Source organism: Polynucleobacter sp. es-GGE-1 (assembly GCF_018882005.1).
In the GTDB taxonomy this organism is placed as follows: Bacteria; Pseudomonadota; Gammaproteobacteria; order Burkholderiales; family Burkholderiaceae; genus Polynucleobacter.
The window spans coordinates 1-14,336 of record NZ_JACVPE010000013.1 but is presented as its reverse complement, the minus strand read 5'-3'; the positions used below and the strand labels follow the sequence as shown (position 1 = coordinate 14,336).

At 40.0% G+C, this 14,336-nt stretch carries 16 protein-coding genes; 5 read left to right on the top strand and 11 right to left on the bottom strand.

Translation table 11 applies throughout. From position 1 onward, the window contains the following. Window positions 1-21: 21 nt before the first annotated feature. Genes ICN35_RS10860 through ICN35_RS10850 form a run of 3 tightly spaced genes read right to left on the bottom strand, consistent with a single transcriptional unit; the run spans window position 22 to window position 2,683 of the window. Window positions 22-1,011: an NAD(P)-dependent oxidoreductase gene (locus tag ICN35_RS10860; protein WP_216127559.1), complete on the bottom strand. Its 990-nt coding sequence runs from the start codon at window positions 1,009-1,011 to the stop codon at window positions 22-24. Then, window positions 1,008-1,925, bottom strand: a complete 918-nt coding sequence (locus ICN35_RS10855) for a hypothetical protein (RefSeq protein ID WP_216127558.1) — start codon at window positions 1,923-1,925, stop codon at window positions 1,008-1,010. Before ICN35_RS10855 ends, ICN35_RS10860 begins: the two co-directional genes overlap by 4 nt. A gap of 20 nt (window positions 1,926-1,945) precedes the next feature. Further along, the gene (locus tag ICN35_RS10850) at window positions 1,946-2,683 is read right to left on the bottom strand and encodes a glycosyltransferase family 2 protein (RefSeq protein ID WP_216127555.1); all 738 of its coding nucleotides are present in this window, start codon (window positions 2,681-2,683) and stop codon (window positions 1,946-1,948) included. A 115-nt stretch (window positions 2,684-2,798) separates the two neighbouring features. On the opposite strand from ICN35_RS10850, the gene ICN35_RS10845 reads away from it, so the two are divergent. From ICN35_RS10845 to ICN35_RS10830, 4 genes are read left to right on the top strand one after another with little or no spacing between them, the layout of a single operon-like run. After that, window positions 2,799-3,545, top strand: coding sequence for a glycosyltransferase (locus tag ICN35_RS10845; RefSeq protein ID WP_216127552.1), 747 nt, complete (start codon window positions 2,799-2,801; stop codon window positions 3,543-3,545). Then, entirely contained in the window at window positions 3,542-4,930 is a 1,389-nt protein-coding gene (locus tag ICN35_RS10840; protein WP_216127549.1) for a glycosyltransferase family 39 protein, read from the top strand. The genes ICN35_RS10845 and ICN35_RS10840 overlap by 4 nt, the downstream gene beginning before the upstream one ends. Further along, window positions 4,927-5,847 carry a hypothetical protein gene (locus ICN35_RS10835; protein ID WP_216127546.1) on the top strand — a complete coding sequence of 307 codons (921 nt, stop codon included), beginning with the start codon at window positions 4,927-4,929 and terminating at the stop codon, window positions 5,845-5,847. The genes ICN35_RS10840 and ICN35_RS10835 overlap by 4 nt, the downstream gene beginning before the upstream one ends. 12 nt (window positions 5,848-5,859) lie before the next feature. Then, window positions 5,860-7,419 carry a hypothetical protein gene (locus ICN35_RS10830; RefSeq protein ID WP_216127543.1) on the top strand — a complete coding sequence of 520 codons (1,560 nt, stop codon included), beginning with the start codon at window positions 5,860-5,862 and terminating at the stop codon, window positions 7,417-7,419. Between the two features lie 103 nt (window positions 7,420-7,522). On the opposite strand, the gene ICN35_RS10825 is transcribed toward ICN35_RS10830, so the two are convergent. From ICN35_RS10825 to ICN35_RS10810, 4 genes are all read right to left on the bottom strand, one after another. Beyond that, a complete protein-coding gene (locus ICN35_RS10825; protein ID WP_216127540.1) occupies window positions 7,523-8,776 on the bottom strand; it encodes a class I SAM-dependent methyltransferase in 1,254 nt (417 codons plus the stop codon). Between the two features lie 46 nt (window positions 8,777-8,822). Continuing rightward, a complete protein-coding gene (locus ICN35_RS10820) occupies window positions 8,823-9,812 on the bottom strand; it encodes a GDP-mannose 4,6-dehydratase (protein ID WP_216127538.1) in 990 nt (329 codons plus the stop codon). A gap of 684 nt (window positions 9,813-10,496) precedes the next feature. Next, window positions 10,497-10,970 (bottom strand): CatB-related O-acetyltransferase, encoded by a 474-nt coding sequence (locus ICN35_RS10815; protein ID WP_216127536.1) that lies wholly within the window; start codon window positions 10,968-10,970, stop codon window positions 10,497-10,499. Beyond that, window positions 10,971-11,267 carry a hypothetical protein gene (locus tag ICN35_RS10810; RefSeq protein WP_216127533.1) on the bottom strand — a complete coding sequence of 99 codons (297 nt, stop codon included), beginning with the start codon at window positions 11,265-11,267 and terminating at the stop codon, window positions 10,971-10,973. Window positions 11,268-11,473: 206 nt separating this feature from the next. Here ICN35_RS10810 and ICN35_RS10805 point away from each other — a divergent pair, with 206 nt between their 5' ends. Beyond that, the gene (locus tag ICN35_RS10805; protein WP_216127531.1) at window positions 11,474-12,232 is read left to right on the top strand and encodes a Wzz/FepE/Etk N-terminal domain-containing protein; all 759 of its coding nucleotides are present in this window, start codon (window positions 11,474-11,476) and stop codon (window positions 12,230-12,232) included. Between the two features lie 162 nt (window positions 12,233-12,394). On the opposite strand, the gene ICN35_RS10800 is transcribed toward ICN35_RS10805, so the two are convergent. The 4 genes from ICN35_RS10800 to ICN35_RS10785 form a co-directional block, all read right to left on the bottom strand. Further along, complete coding sequence (locus ICN35_RS10800) at window positions 12,395-13,276, bottom strand: hypothetical protein (RefSeq protein WP_216127529.1); 882 nt, start codon at window positions 13,274-13,276, stop codon at window positions 12,395-12,397. A gap of 118 nt (window positions 13,277-13,394) precedes the next feature. After that, a complete protein-coding gene (locus tag ICN35_RS10795; RefSeq protein WP_216127528.1) occupies window positions 13,395-13,838 on the bottom strand; it encodes a hypothetical protein in 444 nt (147 codons plus the stop codon). Between the two features lie 8 nt (window positions 13,839-13,846). Further along, a complete protein-coding gene (locus ICN35_RS10790; protein ID WP_216127527.1) occupies window positions 13,847-14,086 on the bottom strand; it encodes a helix-turn-helix domain-containing protein in 240 nt (79 codons plus the stop codon). Between the two features lie 50 nt (window positions 14,087-14,136). Next, the coding region (locus tag ICN35_RS10785; protein WP_216127526.1) for a hypothetical protein at window positions 14,137-14,336 on the bottom strand (200 nt) is incomplete at its 5' end.

Sequence of the window (14,336 nt, the reverse complement as noted above, 5' to 3'; positions counted from 1 at the left end):
AAAAACCTTCACTGCACATTACTACTTACTTTTTAGACCTTCAAAATAATTTAATGCGTTAGCGATACCTTCGTCAAAATTTATGGCGTAATTAAATCCTAATGATGCTTGAAAAGTCCTATCACCGCCTCTTGCAAAAACTCCGGACGGCATATCAGATATACCTGTGACAATGGGTGAATATCCAATAATTTTTGCAGCTTTCTGAGCAAATTGAATAAAGCTTGTATAGATTCCTGTAGATAAGTTAACCGCGCTTCCATCTGAGATTTGATCCATAGTTGCAACTGCACCTCGCACACAGTCATCAATATGAATAAAATCTCTCATCTGGCGTCCATCTCCCCATACTCGCAAATTATCCGCACCCTTCTCGGTCAAAGCGCGCTTACATATACTGGGAAAAGGATAAGAGTCATCTTGGTCCTCACCGTATCCAGAAAATGGTCGATAACATACTGATGCAATTCCATGCTTCTCATATGCAAGTCTCGCCAGATACTCACAAGTCAATTTAGCCCAGCCATAAGACATGTCAGGCATGCCAATATCAGCGTCAAAAGAAATCATATCCTCTTTAAGAAGAACATAATCTCCATCACGTTGATACTTAATAGGATATGCCGCACTGGAACTAAAGCATAAAGTTTTCTTTGGCTTGGTGAGCTTGGCCCATTGCCAATATTCAGCATCAATCGATAAATCATCCGCAACGGCAATCGGATTATTTTCAATCATTGCTCTGCCACCCACCATAGCGGCTAAATGGACTACATAATCAAAATCAGTATCTTTGCACCGTTTGAAAAAAGTACGGCAATCCTCTTTTATGAAATTGAAGTTGTCATACTCCCTAGGGTCAAATAATGGCCATCCATCTTTAGGATCAATACCGCCTGTATCTGGTGCAATGCAATCTACTGCATATACTTGATCGCCAGCATCTAAAAAATGTCTGACAAAGTGACGTCCAACAAAACCTGCTCCGCCAGTAATTAGTATCTTATTCATTTTTCAAAATGTCTTTGGTATAAATCAAACGCCCAAATACTTTTTCCAGGTAAGAAAGCAAGAATGCTTTTTGGATCAGAACTCAACTGCTCAACTAGACTTAAATTATTCTCGTAGCCAAGATATTCCTGTTTCATATCCCGTACTAAATCATGGATATTTCGATCTTGATAAACGGAGGCTTTCCCAAAAACAACATTAAACCCTTTAGCCTGAATATAAAAAGCCGCCCAAATATCATCCATACGACCAATATGCGGAAACAAAAAATAATCTTTTAGCACTCCACCAGAAATAAAGGTATTTTGAGAGTTAAAAGGCGCAATCTTATTTGCCGCCAACGGAAAATATTTATCGTCAAAAGAACACTCTGGAGCATGCTCCATTCTGCAAATTGCATCAATGTCAGGATCGCCATTCCAAAAGTCCGCCTGAACATCGCAATGCACGATACGCCTAGATTTTGAAGAATAATCTCGTTTACTTAATAACTGGAGAGGAAAGCCGCGATGCCATAATTGCGGATAATTGGTGGACCCGATTGGGTCAAATGCTGGCAATGCAGTCTCGTAATAATTAACCTCTATATCTTTCCCAACCATAATATTTTTTCCCCAGTCCGCAAGCGGGATATTGTCATCATCAATAACCGCCACTACATCTGCATGCATATCGTGGGCGATAACAAGACCAAAGTTTCGCCTCTGAATGCAATTCCAGCCTATCGCATCAGATAGTTGCTTATCGTATTTTTCTTGCATTTCAGGGCTCCAATAAGTACCCCGCTTTAATTTATAGTCTTTAGGAGTTTTTAAATCACCAATAACGACAAGCTCCCAGTCTGGCATGGCATCAAATTTTTCAATCGCAATGGTTGGGGCATTAATAGTTGTCGTGACAATTACTTTTTTCATTTTCTACCTTCGATTAAAAATCAATCTATTTTAAGAATTTTATTCTTTGACATAAATCGTACTTTAAGTCCAATTTTAAAATATTCAAAATTACGAAGAAAAGTATTCTGAGATTCACCTTCAGTGCGCGCCCTCCAAAAACCTGGGATTTCTATTGCCTCAATACCTATTCTCAATGGCTTAATAATCGTTTCAAATAAAAAAGGGTGTCGTAATTCCTGCCAATTTACGGATTTTAAAATGGGAGTTGGAAAAATCCTATACGCGTAAGTCATATCAGTTAACTTGGTCCAGTAAAGTAATGAGAACATTTTCTGGAAAATCCAGTTTGCTAGCAACTTAATATTGGAATAGTCTTGAAATCCACCCCCCTTAATCCAACGAGTAACAGTAACAATCTTTTGAGGAAATTCTCTAGATTTTGCTATTAATAGCGGCACAAGATTCGGGTCTGTCTCTAAATCACTTGCCATCATAATGGCATGACTACTTTCCACTAATTCAAATGCCTCGCGCATCGCCCCTCCAATAAAAGGCATTTTTTGACGATGAAGAATGATTAGACTTCCGTGACGGGCAATTAGAGCATCAATGGTACTTAAAGCCTCCTGAGTAGTTTTTTCAGCTACTACAATGATAAAATTTCTCACATCTTCTTTGGAATGCCTAAGAATTTGATCAACCGTTTCAACCAAGGAGTAGGTTTCATTCATTACAGGCAAAATTACCGATACACTTTTAAAGCTGATGGTAGTCATTTGAAACGCCTAATTATTGTAATTGTTTGAAGAATAGATTATCTCATAAAGAAAAAACATTATTTTGCACATGAGCTGAAATCCTAATTTATATTAATTTACGAATAAGAATCATATGGACATCAACCTTAAATTATTAATTTTTATACCCACATATAATGAAATTAATAATGTAGAAAATATTCTGAATGAAATACTGGCAATGAATCTAAATGCTGATATTTTATTTTTAGATGACAATTCTCCTGATGGCACCGGCTCACTGCTCGATTCGCTAGCAGATAAACAGCCTTGTTTATCCGTCATTCACAGAACCGGCAAATTAGGCATTGGCAGCGCTCATAGAGACGGCATTCTTTGGGCGTACAAAAATGGTTACCGCCAAATTATTACACTCGATTGTGATGCTACTCATCCCCCTAAATACATACCGGACTTTATTGAACGCGCCAAAAGTTGTGACATTGTCGTGGGGTCAAGACATATTAATAAATTAAGTCTTCACGACTGGAGTCTTAAGAGAAAGTTTTTGACAAAGCTCGGGCATTGGCTTACCTTTTATTGCCTTGGTATTCCCTATGATGCAACTGGAGCGTACAGAATTTATAACCTTCATAAACTACCAAGCTCATTTCTAAACAAAGTTCGATCCCAGGGGTACTCATTTTTCTTTGAAACCCTTTTTGTACTTCATTTAAACCACTACAAAGTTGGTGAGGTAGCAATTCATTTACCATCACGCATTAACGATAAATCAAAAATGCAGTACCAGGATATCTATGATAGCTTGCGGTTACTTGTTGTTCTATTTTTTGAAAAGTTATTTCATCAAAAAAAATTTATTATTGAAAGTGAAAAATGAAACGCTGGGAAATTTCCAAGTCCATCAATACTTTTTTTTTAGAAAAATCTATATTTTCTAGAATTTTATTCTTCTGCCTTTTTTTTATTGCTCTTTATGGCGCAGTAATTGTCTTTAATTTAGATACACTTCACTCTGTTCTTGATAATCACTGGCAGACAGCAGATATTGAAGGTTTAAAAAAAGATCCCATAAGCGCATTACTTCACCTTCATTCGCAACCTCCACTTTTTAATTTTTTCTTTTGGTTCTTCTCAACAATTCCAGGGGGTGCATACGACAACTTTGTTATCTTTAATTGTTTATGCCAGTCTCTCATTGCGCTCATTGTTTTTGAAATTTCCAGTCAAATTTTAAAAACAAGAGTAGGTGGTCTAGTCATCGCAGCCCTTTATCTTTTCTCACCACCAGTATTACTTAACTCTGCATATGCATTTTATCCAGCCCTTACCTCCATGGGCTTTGCAATTCTCTTATATGGTTTTTATGTAATTAATAAGCAACCCAGATATGCATCCATATTGATTGGATTTTCAGTTTGCTACCTTTATATGATCCGTAGCAGTTTTAGCTTGCTAGCAGCAATTATTCTTCTTTGCGTCTATATCTATCTGAGTAGAAAAGTTCTTGCAAAAACATTTATTGTATCGACAGTCGCCTGCATTTTATTGATACTGCTATCCCTGCCAATCAAAAACTATATTCTTTATGGATTTTTTGGGTCAAGCAGCTGGACACCGCTAAATTTCATTATGACTTTTAGCGTAAAAACTCCGCTCGGTCCATTTGCTACGCCAGAGGAAATCAGAAAAGCGTATCCTAATTTGGAGTGCAAAAAGTCATATGGGTTGCTCGATACTGAAAATAAAAAAGTAAATGGTGAGCCAAACTATAACTCTTGCTACTACATTGCATACCTTAATGAGCTTTCACCTGGCATTATAAAAAACTTTAATCTACTTATTTATTTGCGTAATATCAAACATAATGTTGGGGCTTACTTCGACACACCCGACGGATATTATTTTCTAAAAAATAGGGACAAAATTGAGTCTTATACTTTTGCCTATAACTTAAGCTTTTTAACACTCTTCTTTAAGTTTCATCAAATTCGAGTTGCTTGTATCTTATTAATTTTCTATTTAATTTATAAAGTCAAAAAAGAGCGGGAGCAATTTCCCGCCATTATGCTAACTGTTTTGGCATTGCATTTTTTTGCACACATATTAACCGATGGTGGAGAAAGTAGACGTCACGTATTTGATATTGAGTTTACTTTCTACCTCATATTTGCGATGGTAATTGCAAGCTGGCGTCAAAAAAGGGCTACGCGCATTTCAGATCAATCCAAATCTTATCCGAATGCAATTGAGCAAAGATTATGAAGATTTTTTCAGAGCGAAAACCCATTATCCAGTCAAATATTTTGCTAGCCGGTCCAGTGAGAAACGTTGCTAGCATCATTGAAGATGAAGCATTACTACTAAGGCGTAGTCTCTCTGACTTTAATGAGGTCTTCACCCTGATTGTAGAAAGTGATTCAACTGATGATACGATTTCAGTTCTTGAGAAAATAAAAAGCTCGGAGCAAAATTTTGACTTCGTCAGTTTTGGCAATTTGAGTAAGACTTATCGCAAGCGCACAGAGCGTATTGCTAAAGCTAGGAATGAAGTGATTAATCAGGTCAAAAATAATCCGCGTTACAAGCATATAGATTTTATTGCAATGGCTGACATGGATGGAATGAACCCTTTACTGTCTGCCAATAAAATCAAGCAATGCTGGACTGTAACTGAAGATTGGGATGTTGTAACAGCCAATCAAGTCGAGGCTTATTATGATGTTTGGACACTAAGACATCCCGACTGGAGTCCTGGTGATTGTTGGGCACAAAAAGATCGACTTCAAGATCTTATTGGCGAGCCAGCGGCTATTAACCTTGCGATTACAGCCAAGCAAAGTCCACTTCACCCTTCTTTAGGAATGATTCAAGTAGATTCAGCATTTGGAGGTTTTGGCATCTATAAGCGCTCTGCTTTTTTAGCAGGGCAATATGCTGGACTTGATAAAAATGGCAATGAGGTTTCCGACCATGTGCCATTTCACCATCAATTACGAGAAAAAAACTATCGTATTTATATTAATTGTGCATTACTTAATTGCTCCAAATATCCTGAATCACAAGAACCTGCACCACCCCCACCCCTTAAATCCAGCTTAAGGCTGATCCAAAAATTAGGTCGCTCTATATTAGGAAAAAGGCGCTTTAATAACTACCTTGAAAAACTACTCTCAAACTAATGCACTATTAATATGATTAATATTCAATTAATAAAAAAACATTTTCAGCCCTGTATCTACTTACCTCTTGGGCTATTTTTTTTATTATTGTTTCGTAGTGTTTACTTTTATTCTGCTTCTGACTCAGTTCTTATAGGCGCGATCCCTGACGACGCCTTTTATTATCTGCAACTAGCTAAGAATAGAGCGTCGTTGGGTTTTTGGAGTTTTGATGGGCTTGCTGCTGCTACAGGATTTCATCTCTTATTCGGATACTTCCTTTACGCAATTTACAAAATTCTTGGAATCGTTGATTGGCGTTATTTGTTTTTTTTGATCTCGATTCTAGCTAGCGTAACGATCAGCTCTTCAGCTTATTTATGCTGCTCTATGAGCCATCGACTATTTGGCCCCAAATTAGCTTTTGTTGCTATAGCGCCATTTTTCTGTTTTGACGTCATATACCAATCTACTAACCTTATGGAATCGTGGCTAGTGATCTTTTTTAGCTCACTGACAATTTTTACAATATTCAATACCGTTAAACCCATTTCCCGTAAAGAATATGCCAGTCTTTTTTTAATAGGTCTCTTAGGATCTTTATCACGTTCTGATTTTGGGATGCTTCCTGGTGCCACATTTATCGCCCTAACATTAGGATTGCTCGCAATCAAAGAGCGAATTTGGTGGCTTAGATCTCTTGCAATCTCATGTGGTGCTGTCATCGGCATCTTCTTAATTACTGTCCATAATTTCTGGATTTCAGGTAATTTTTTTCAAGCTAGCGCCAAAGTAAAGCTGTACTGGTCCTCGATTGTTGATCACCGCATCCGAGCTCCAATCGATCTTATTGCCCAAATGGTGATGCCAATTGGTGGGGGCTCATTTAGAGTAGTAGCCCCATTGATTATTCTGGCTTTGTTTTTATTTTTAATTCACAAACATATTCGTTTAAAGCAATGGGCTGGGACCGAGTCTTTTTATATCTCCCTATCAACAATGTTGACGATTTGTGGCTATATTGCCGTGTATCGCCACAATAGCCTTGGTTTGCAAAATTGGTATATAGGAAACTTTGTAGCGCCTTACTCACTTTTGCTTACCACTCTATTTTTTTGGGCATTTAAAAATTCAAAATCTATTGTCTTCTACATTTGTTTTATTTTCTATTTTGGCATTGGCATGACTCACCTACTAAGGGCGCCCTGGCCAAATCAAGTCCTACCCCTAAATCTGAGTCGCGTAATCAATACTATGAATCTTGAAGGGCCTTATGCTGCATGGAATGCTGGAATTTTGGGTTTTTTCATTTCTAAGCAGGTAGTTAATATCGATGGATTAACGAATGATGAAGTCCTGCCATTTATCAAAGATAATCAGTTAACTGAATATTGGGCGCAGCGTAATATTCATTATATTTTGGACGATGAAGAAATGATCAAAAGCCCTTTTCAAAAAATCAAGGGTGGCTATAACAATTTGGCTGTTGATCAGTGCCTAACGATAGTTGAGCCTCAAAACCCCCAAGGCCTAGAGTTAGGGACCATTAGAATTTATCGCGTTAATCATGCTTGCCTAAGTCTGACTAAGTAAGCCGTAAGCACTAACTAAGGCAAAAGCCTATAAAATCTCGCCATAAGTGCTGATTGATATATTACTGAGTAGTTCAATGCCCTTTCTCAGCACAAAATGATCTTTAGCCTACTACCTCTAATTGAGGCAATGGAAAGACGAGCTTCATCCCTGAAAATTGAGGATTGTTTACAAAAAAAGATCGAAAGTGCCATGGCAACACTAGCAAATAGTGCGGCTTTTTATCCAACAATTCTTTTTCAGAAATAATATTGATCCAAGTTCCTGGGGTGTAGCATCCGTACTTTTCTTCATTAACCTCACCCACGCACATCAAATCTTTTTCATTCAGTCCACAATACTGCAACAACACATTACCTTTTGTTGATGCCCCAAGAGCCGCAACTGTTTTACCTGCTTTCTTTGCATTTTCCAAAAACTGCAATAAGGCTTGCTTAGCCAAGACTGTGCGCTTAGCAAAAGCGATAAATGGATCAAGTGAATCGTAACCCTGCTCACGCTCTTTATCTAAAATAGCTTGAATAGGCGGTAACACTTGATTAGCATTTGCGGTGCTATTTTTGCGAACAGTAATTGAAAAGCTGCCGCCATTAATATCATTAAACTCTACATCGATAATCTGAAATCCGACCTTTTGAGCCATAAACTGAATTTGCTTTAGGCAATAAAACTCTAAATGCTCATGACAAACCGTATCAAATGAGTTTGTATCAATCATAGTCGGCAGGTAACTTTGCTCAAAAACCCAAATTCCATCATCTTCTAAAACCTCATGAATATTTCTCATGAAATCGACTGGATCTTCTAAGTCATAAAACATGGAAAAAGAGGTAATCACCTTGGCCTTTTTACCAGGAAAACGTTCTTTAATAAGTTTGGCTGAGAAAAAATTGGTAATCAGCTGTACATGCTTTGGGTAGTAAGCGGCAAATTTGATTCCGGTCGGATCTACCCCCACCAAATTGAGCTCGTTTTGGGGATAAGCTGCAAGCGTCGTACCATCGTTACTGCCAATATCTATCACCAAATCACCAGAATCTAGATTAGTCATGGATAAAATGCGGTCAACTTTAGATCGCAAATGAGCCACCATACTTTTATTTAAGCCAGAGCGATAGCCATAATTTAGACCATACATTTCACTCAGATCATAAGAGTGTGCCAATTGCACTAGCCCGCAAACATGATCACCGCCGATGCATTTAACTAAGGTTAAAGGGCCCGTTGTAGCAGCCTTAGGATCGATCACCTTGGGAAAAACGCCAGTCAGCATTTGATCGCCTAATTCTAAAATTGTTTCGAGGTGAGTATTGCCACAGATGCGACACGCTAAAACTGGCTTAACGGTATTAACCATATTTATATCCTATATTGACTATTCTCAAGCCTGGTTGGGCCTGGGCCTAGCGATCCACTTTCAAGGCAGATGCTAAATGTTGAGTTTGTAATAGCGCCAAATCACTTTGCACCATCTCTTGTACCATCTGCTCAAAACCCACTTGCGCACTCCAACCCAAAGCTTGTAATTTTTGGCAATTGCCCTCTAAATTGACCGAATCAATTGGCCTAAAAAATTCAGGGGAACTGGTGACGTAATCCTCATAATTCATTCCTAAGCACTCGAAAGCAACTTGGCATAAATGGCGTACCGAGCGGCTGACACCACTGGCAACGATGTAATCAGAAGCCCGTGGCGCGCCAAGCATCATCCACATTGCACGCACCGTATCGCCGGCGAACATCCAGTCACGCTGCACATCTAGATTGCCCAAAATCAACTTTTTTGCCATGCCTAATTGAATTTGAGCGGCTGTGTGCGTAATTTTGCGTGTCACAAAATTGAGTCCACGACGCGGACTCTCGTGATTAAACAAGATCGCTGAGCAAGCAAAAAGACCATAACGTTCACGATAGATATCAATCATTTGATGGCCATACAACTTAGCGGCAGCATAAGGGCTACATGGATAAAAGGGGGTAGCTTCTGTTTGCGGCTTGTCTAAGACTTTGCCAAACATCTCCGATGTTGAGGCCTGAGCAAAACGAATCGTGGGGTCTAGCTCTTTAATGGCATTGAGAATCTTGGCCACCCCAAGACCATTAATGAGACCAATACCCACAGGGTCTTCAAACATCTTCTCACCCGAGGTGTATGCCGCAAAGTTATAGATTTCTTGAGGATTAACATTTTCAATAATGCGGCGCAGCTGCAACTCATTGTCCACATCCCAGGCAAATAACTCGATCTCGCCCTCTAAGTGGGCAGGCAATGAGCAGCGAGCATGATTGGTATCGCGCGTTGTGCCAATCACCCGATATCCCTTACCCAGCAAAAGCTCCGCCATATATAGGCCATCTTGCCCGGAAATGCCGGTAATAATCGCTGTCTTCATGGGTATAAGAGGCTCAAAAGGATCTGTAAAGCAGGGTTTAAAGGGGTGAGGCGGCGGTTAATCGAAGCCCTATTTTACTATTGATATTGCCCCACTTAGTTAAGGATGAGTCATGCTTTAGGCATCTTGAGGCCATAGGGGCCTTGGCGTCATAGCTAACCGATTAGCGGACTATGGGGCTATAGGGTAATAATTGCTGCTCGTACTGTTCTATCGCCACGTAAATTGATGCGCCAGTTACAACGTGAGCCTAGCGATAACCCAAGAGATCGTTTTGAGTCCTTTCTTGACCCTCAGTAAACCATTTGGTGCAAATACCTGAGCCACTATATTTTGGCTTTTTTCTGGCCTCAATTTGCATTTGATACATAGCATCAAAACAATCCCTGCGGCTCTCGTAGTAAAAGGAATCGCTATAGGTTGGTTTGCTGTTGTAACAGCAAAAGAAATCTAAAGTCTAGTGACCACTGTTAGATACGGGCACTTTTTTTCATTTTCAATCGTTGTGGAGCAGACACTGACAAACGCCACAAATAAAATCAATAATAATGGCTTCATATTTGCTTCAATGACCTTAGCTATCAAATATGTTGACCAAACTCAGATCTACTATTGATTGGATTTGGCTTTTACTTTGGCTTTAGATGTGACTCAGGATACAGCCCTTAATCAAGGCCAAAAAAGTTAATTCAACCTGTCAAGCTTAAAGCTATCGCCTTGCTGTGAAAGCAAGAACCGCTCAGGCTTTAACAAGCTAATGCTTGTATCAGCAACACCTTGACTAATTGCTTCGATCGTCTTTTCAATATTACTTTTATCAACCCTATGCGCAAAATCACCTGGTTTATATTGCCACCAAGCGAGATTTTCTAACTGCTCAATGATTTGATCGGAATAGCGCATTTTCTTAACCACTGCAGGAGAGCCAGCAACTACTGCATACGCAGGCACATCTTTTCTGACAAAGCTATTGGCCCCAATAATGGCGCCATTGCCAATGCGAACCCCAGCTTGTATTAAGACATTTTCCCCAATCCAAACATCATTGCCAATGCGAATGGCGCTATCTTTCTCATGAGCCTCTTTGGGTGGATTATTTTGATGATTTTTAAAGCGCTCTTCGGTAATCTTGATATACGTTGGATCTAATGCAAACATTCATCGATTCATATCGGTCCAAATGGGATGCGTGGAAAATTGTGAATCGTGATCTCCAACGCCTCTGACATATCCAGCAATAGAGCAAAACCGGCCAATATGGACGTTAAAAAACATGGCAAAGCGATTCATATAGGAATAGGCGCCAATGCTGCAAGGGCCATATAAGGCCGAGTTTTCCCAAAGATGAATGGGGCTCTCATACGTGAGCTCACCCACGCGAACGGTACTCGTTTCTGAGCTGATGCCAAAGCTATGACGAGCTAAATCAGGGTAGATGTTTCTCTGAATGTCCATGGTTTATTTTAGAGGAGATCTCACCAGGGATTGAACATTCCCTTGCCTATATAACCCTTTTTGTAAAGGTGGCTGCCCAAAAGCCTCAAATGACGCCCTAGATATGACTTCATCATCACAACACCAATGCAGACCGTAAATTACCTATAATATTTAAAACGGACAAAATCAAAACAACGACCACACAAAGACCAAAACTATTCATCATGACTACCCCCTACTCAAACAATACACCAGTCAATCCTGACCCCGAACTCACCTTAGGAGACGTGGTGACCTTTGTGATCAAAGCCAAATGGTTTGCACTAGCCGGGATTGCAATTGGCATCATCGTGGCAATCGCTTATCTGACCATCACTCCGAGCATTTATGAAAGTAGAATCGTGATTCAGATTCAACCATCATCTAGTAATGTTGCAATCAATCAAATAACTGTTAGCTCAGATGAATTATTAGAGCGCCTAATGTTCTCTCAGACGGCCGACCAAATCATTAACATCATGCAACCAACTCCAAATATGGATGCACAAAGCAATGTGCGCAATGCTTTAAAGCTTGCTTCAATAAGTAAAGGTGGCGTATTTCTGAATCTGACTGTCAAATCGAGCTCTGCTGCTGGGGCACAAGAATTGGCTGGGCAGCTGGGCAACGGCACTATTGCCATCATCAAAAAGCTCAATGTACCAAAAATTGCTTACCTAGAAAAATTACTCAATAGCAACAAAGCATTACTTGCATCAAACAATGCTAAATTTGACATGGTTGGATTGCAGACCTCAACACTAGGGCTTGAAGCGCTCTTAAGCTCCCCAGAGAGTCTACAGCCCAATATCGTTGATGGCCCATCGCCACCCGATACTCCGACCTCTCCAAAATCCAAACCCATCTTATTACTAGGAGTATTGCTCGGCATGATTTTGGGATTGTTATTGTTTCATTTCAAACAGATTTACATCAAAAAGTAGCTCTTATAAGAACACTCACTTAAAGTTAAATTGACTTGATGTATTGGCTAGGCATCAGTGATACCTACCACATAATGCGCTGATAAAAAATAACAAGCTTTTGATTTATTTAGAAAAACTGCCATTTCGTTTTGCAAAATGGCAGTTTTAATTTCTAAAGCATTAACCCTCCTCTACCGCATCATCAGCACCATCCTGGCTTGAGCTACTCAAAACTGCGTTACTTGAAAGGGCCTGTACAGTTTTAGCTTCATACTGATCAATCACAGCCAGGCCATGAATCCCCTTAAAAATGCGGTTTTGAAAACTGGTCATATAGCGCGTGTATTTATCCAAATCCATTGCCTCAATCACTTGCCCTGCTCGAATACCAGCAATAATGGTTTCATAACGCTCATCATCTTGCGCCCAAGTTAAGTGATGGGGGTACTTTTCCTCAATCTCTTTTTGGACGGCAGCGTAATTAAGCAAAGGGGTAGCTTGTCGATAACGCTGACCAAGTACAGTCGAAAAGATGGCTCCCGTACGTTGCCCCTCCATTACGTATGCGTACAAATTTGGAAATTGCTGGGCAATCTGTGCGGTGAGTTGATCGCTAAAAGAGTTGCGCAAACTGATGACTTCTAGATAAGCATCTAGCACATTAATGGCAAATGATTTTTGAGAAGAATCCTCCTTGAAATACCAACTAGGTAAAGTCAATGCCGCTATTGCACTCATGCCCGCTTGCTTAGCAAATTCCTGTGCGATTTCAAGTGACTGCATTTTGCCTTCGATCTTTTGTCGCAATGCAAGCATCAGACGCTCGCACCCCAAGTTAGCCTCCTCAACTGTTCGCAGCAGAATCTGGCGAGTGGGGTCATCAGCGCCCCATTGCTGGCACAGTAGCTCAAATTGCGCCTGCCTTTGTTCAGGGTTTTCAGATGGCAAATAGCCTTTGGTAAAAATTGAGGCTTTTTGCGCATTTTTACTAGATATACTTTTCCCAATTACTGTCTTGGGCCCAGTTTGTGGATTTACTGCTTTCTTACTGATATTGGCCATGATGGCTCCTATGATTTAGGTTAGTGAACACCTCACTGCGAGTTGTTCTAGCGCCATCCTGGAGCCCTCTTAAGGATTTATACCCCCGTTATTTATTTAGCTTGTTTATCTCGCTTATTTATTTCACTTGGCCTCGGACTACCTTAAAGCCAGAGGCCTCTAATTGCTTTTTTCGATAAGAGCGAAATTCCTCTAAATTGGTGTGAATACGAGCCACACCTTCGCTAAGCAATATGGATTCTGCAAAGATAACAAATGGAGAATCTGGGTAATCTTTGTTGTTGATTTTTGGATAAGCCTCGAAGCCACGTACCCATGCGTAGTGGATCTGGGAGAGCAAATACATGCGCACCTCTTTTTTATCCTTTGGGCCACGCTTTTGAGCTTGGCTTCGCAATTGAAATCTTCCAGGTAGGGGCGCGAGATTTTTTCGTAATCGGTTGCGATAAATCCGAAAGTGACAGACTGCTTGAACCAGGATATCTTCAACCGTTTTTCTTTGGCCAAACGGGAATTTAGCTTTTGCAATCTTTGCGTGCAACTGTCTTGGCAACAGGGTCATACCGTTAATTACCTAGAAGTTTTCCATCTCACACCAGCACCCTCCTCCGGCGTGCCAATGAATTCAATTCCGGCGTTTTCAAAAGCAGTCTTGATAGCACCCAGAGTTTTAACGTGACTTGAAGGAACACCCTCCTCGGACTCAAGACGTATCAAAGTTGAAAAACCTATTTCAGCCTTTTCAGCCAACTGTCTTGCTGTCCAACCGGTAAGGCCACGTGCAGCCTTAATTTGACCACTTGTAATCAAAAGAAAAGTATCCTAAAATGAGCACTTAGTTACCTTTTAATGAAACTAAGTTATCGTATTGGAGATAAAAAATGCTTATTAATCAAGATTTTAGCCCAGATCGCACTAAATATATAGGTGGTGACCTGTCCTGGGATTTTCAGACCAAAAGCTTTTAGAGATAATGACTCCTTCAACCTAAGGAGCAGGTATGAAGAGAGTACGGTTTTCAGACGAACAGATTGTTCGGATATTGCAAGAGGCAGATCGT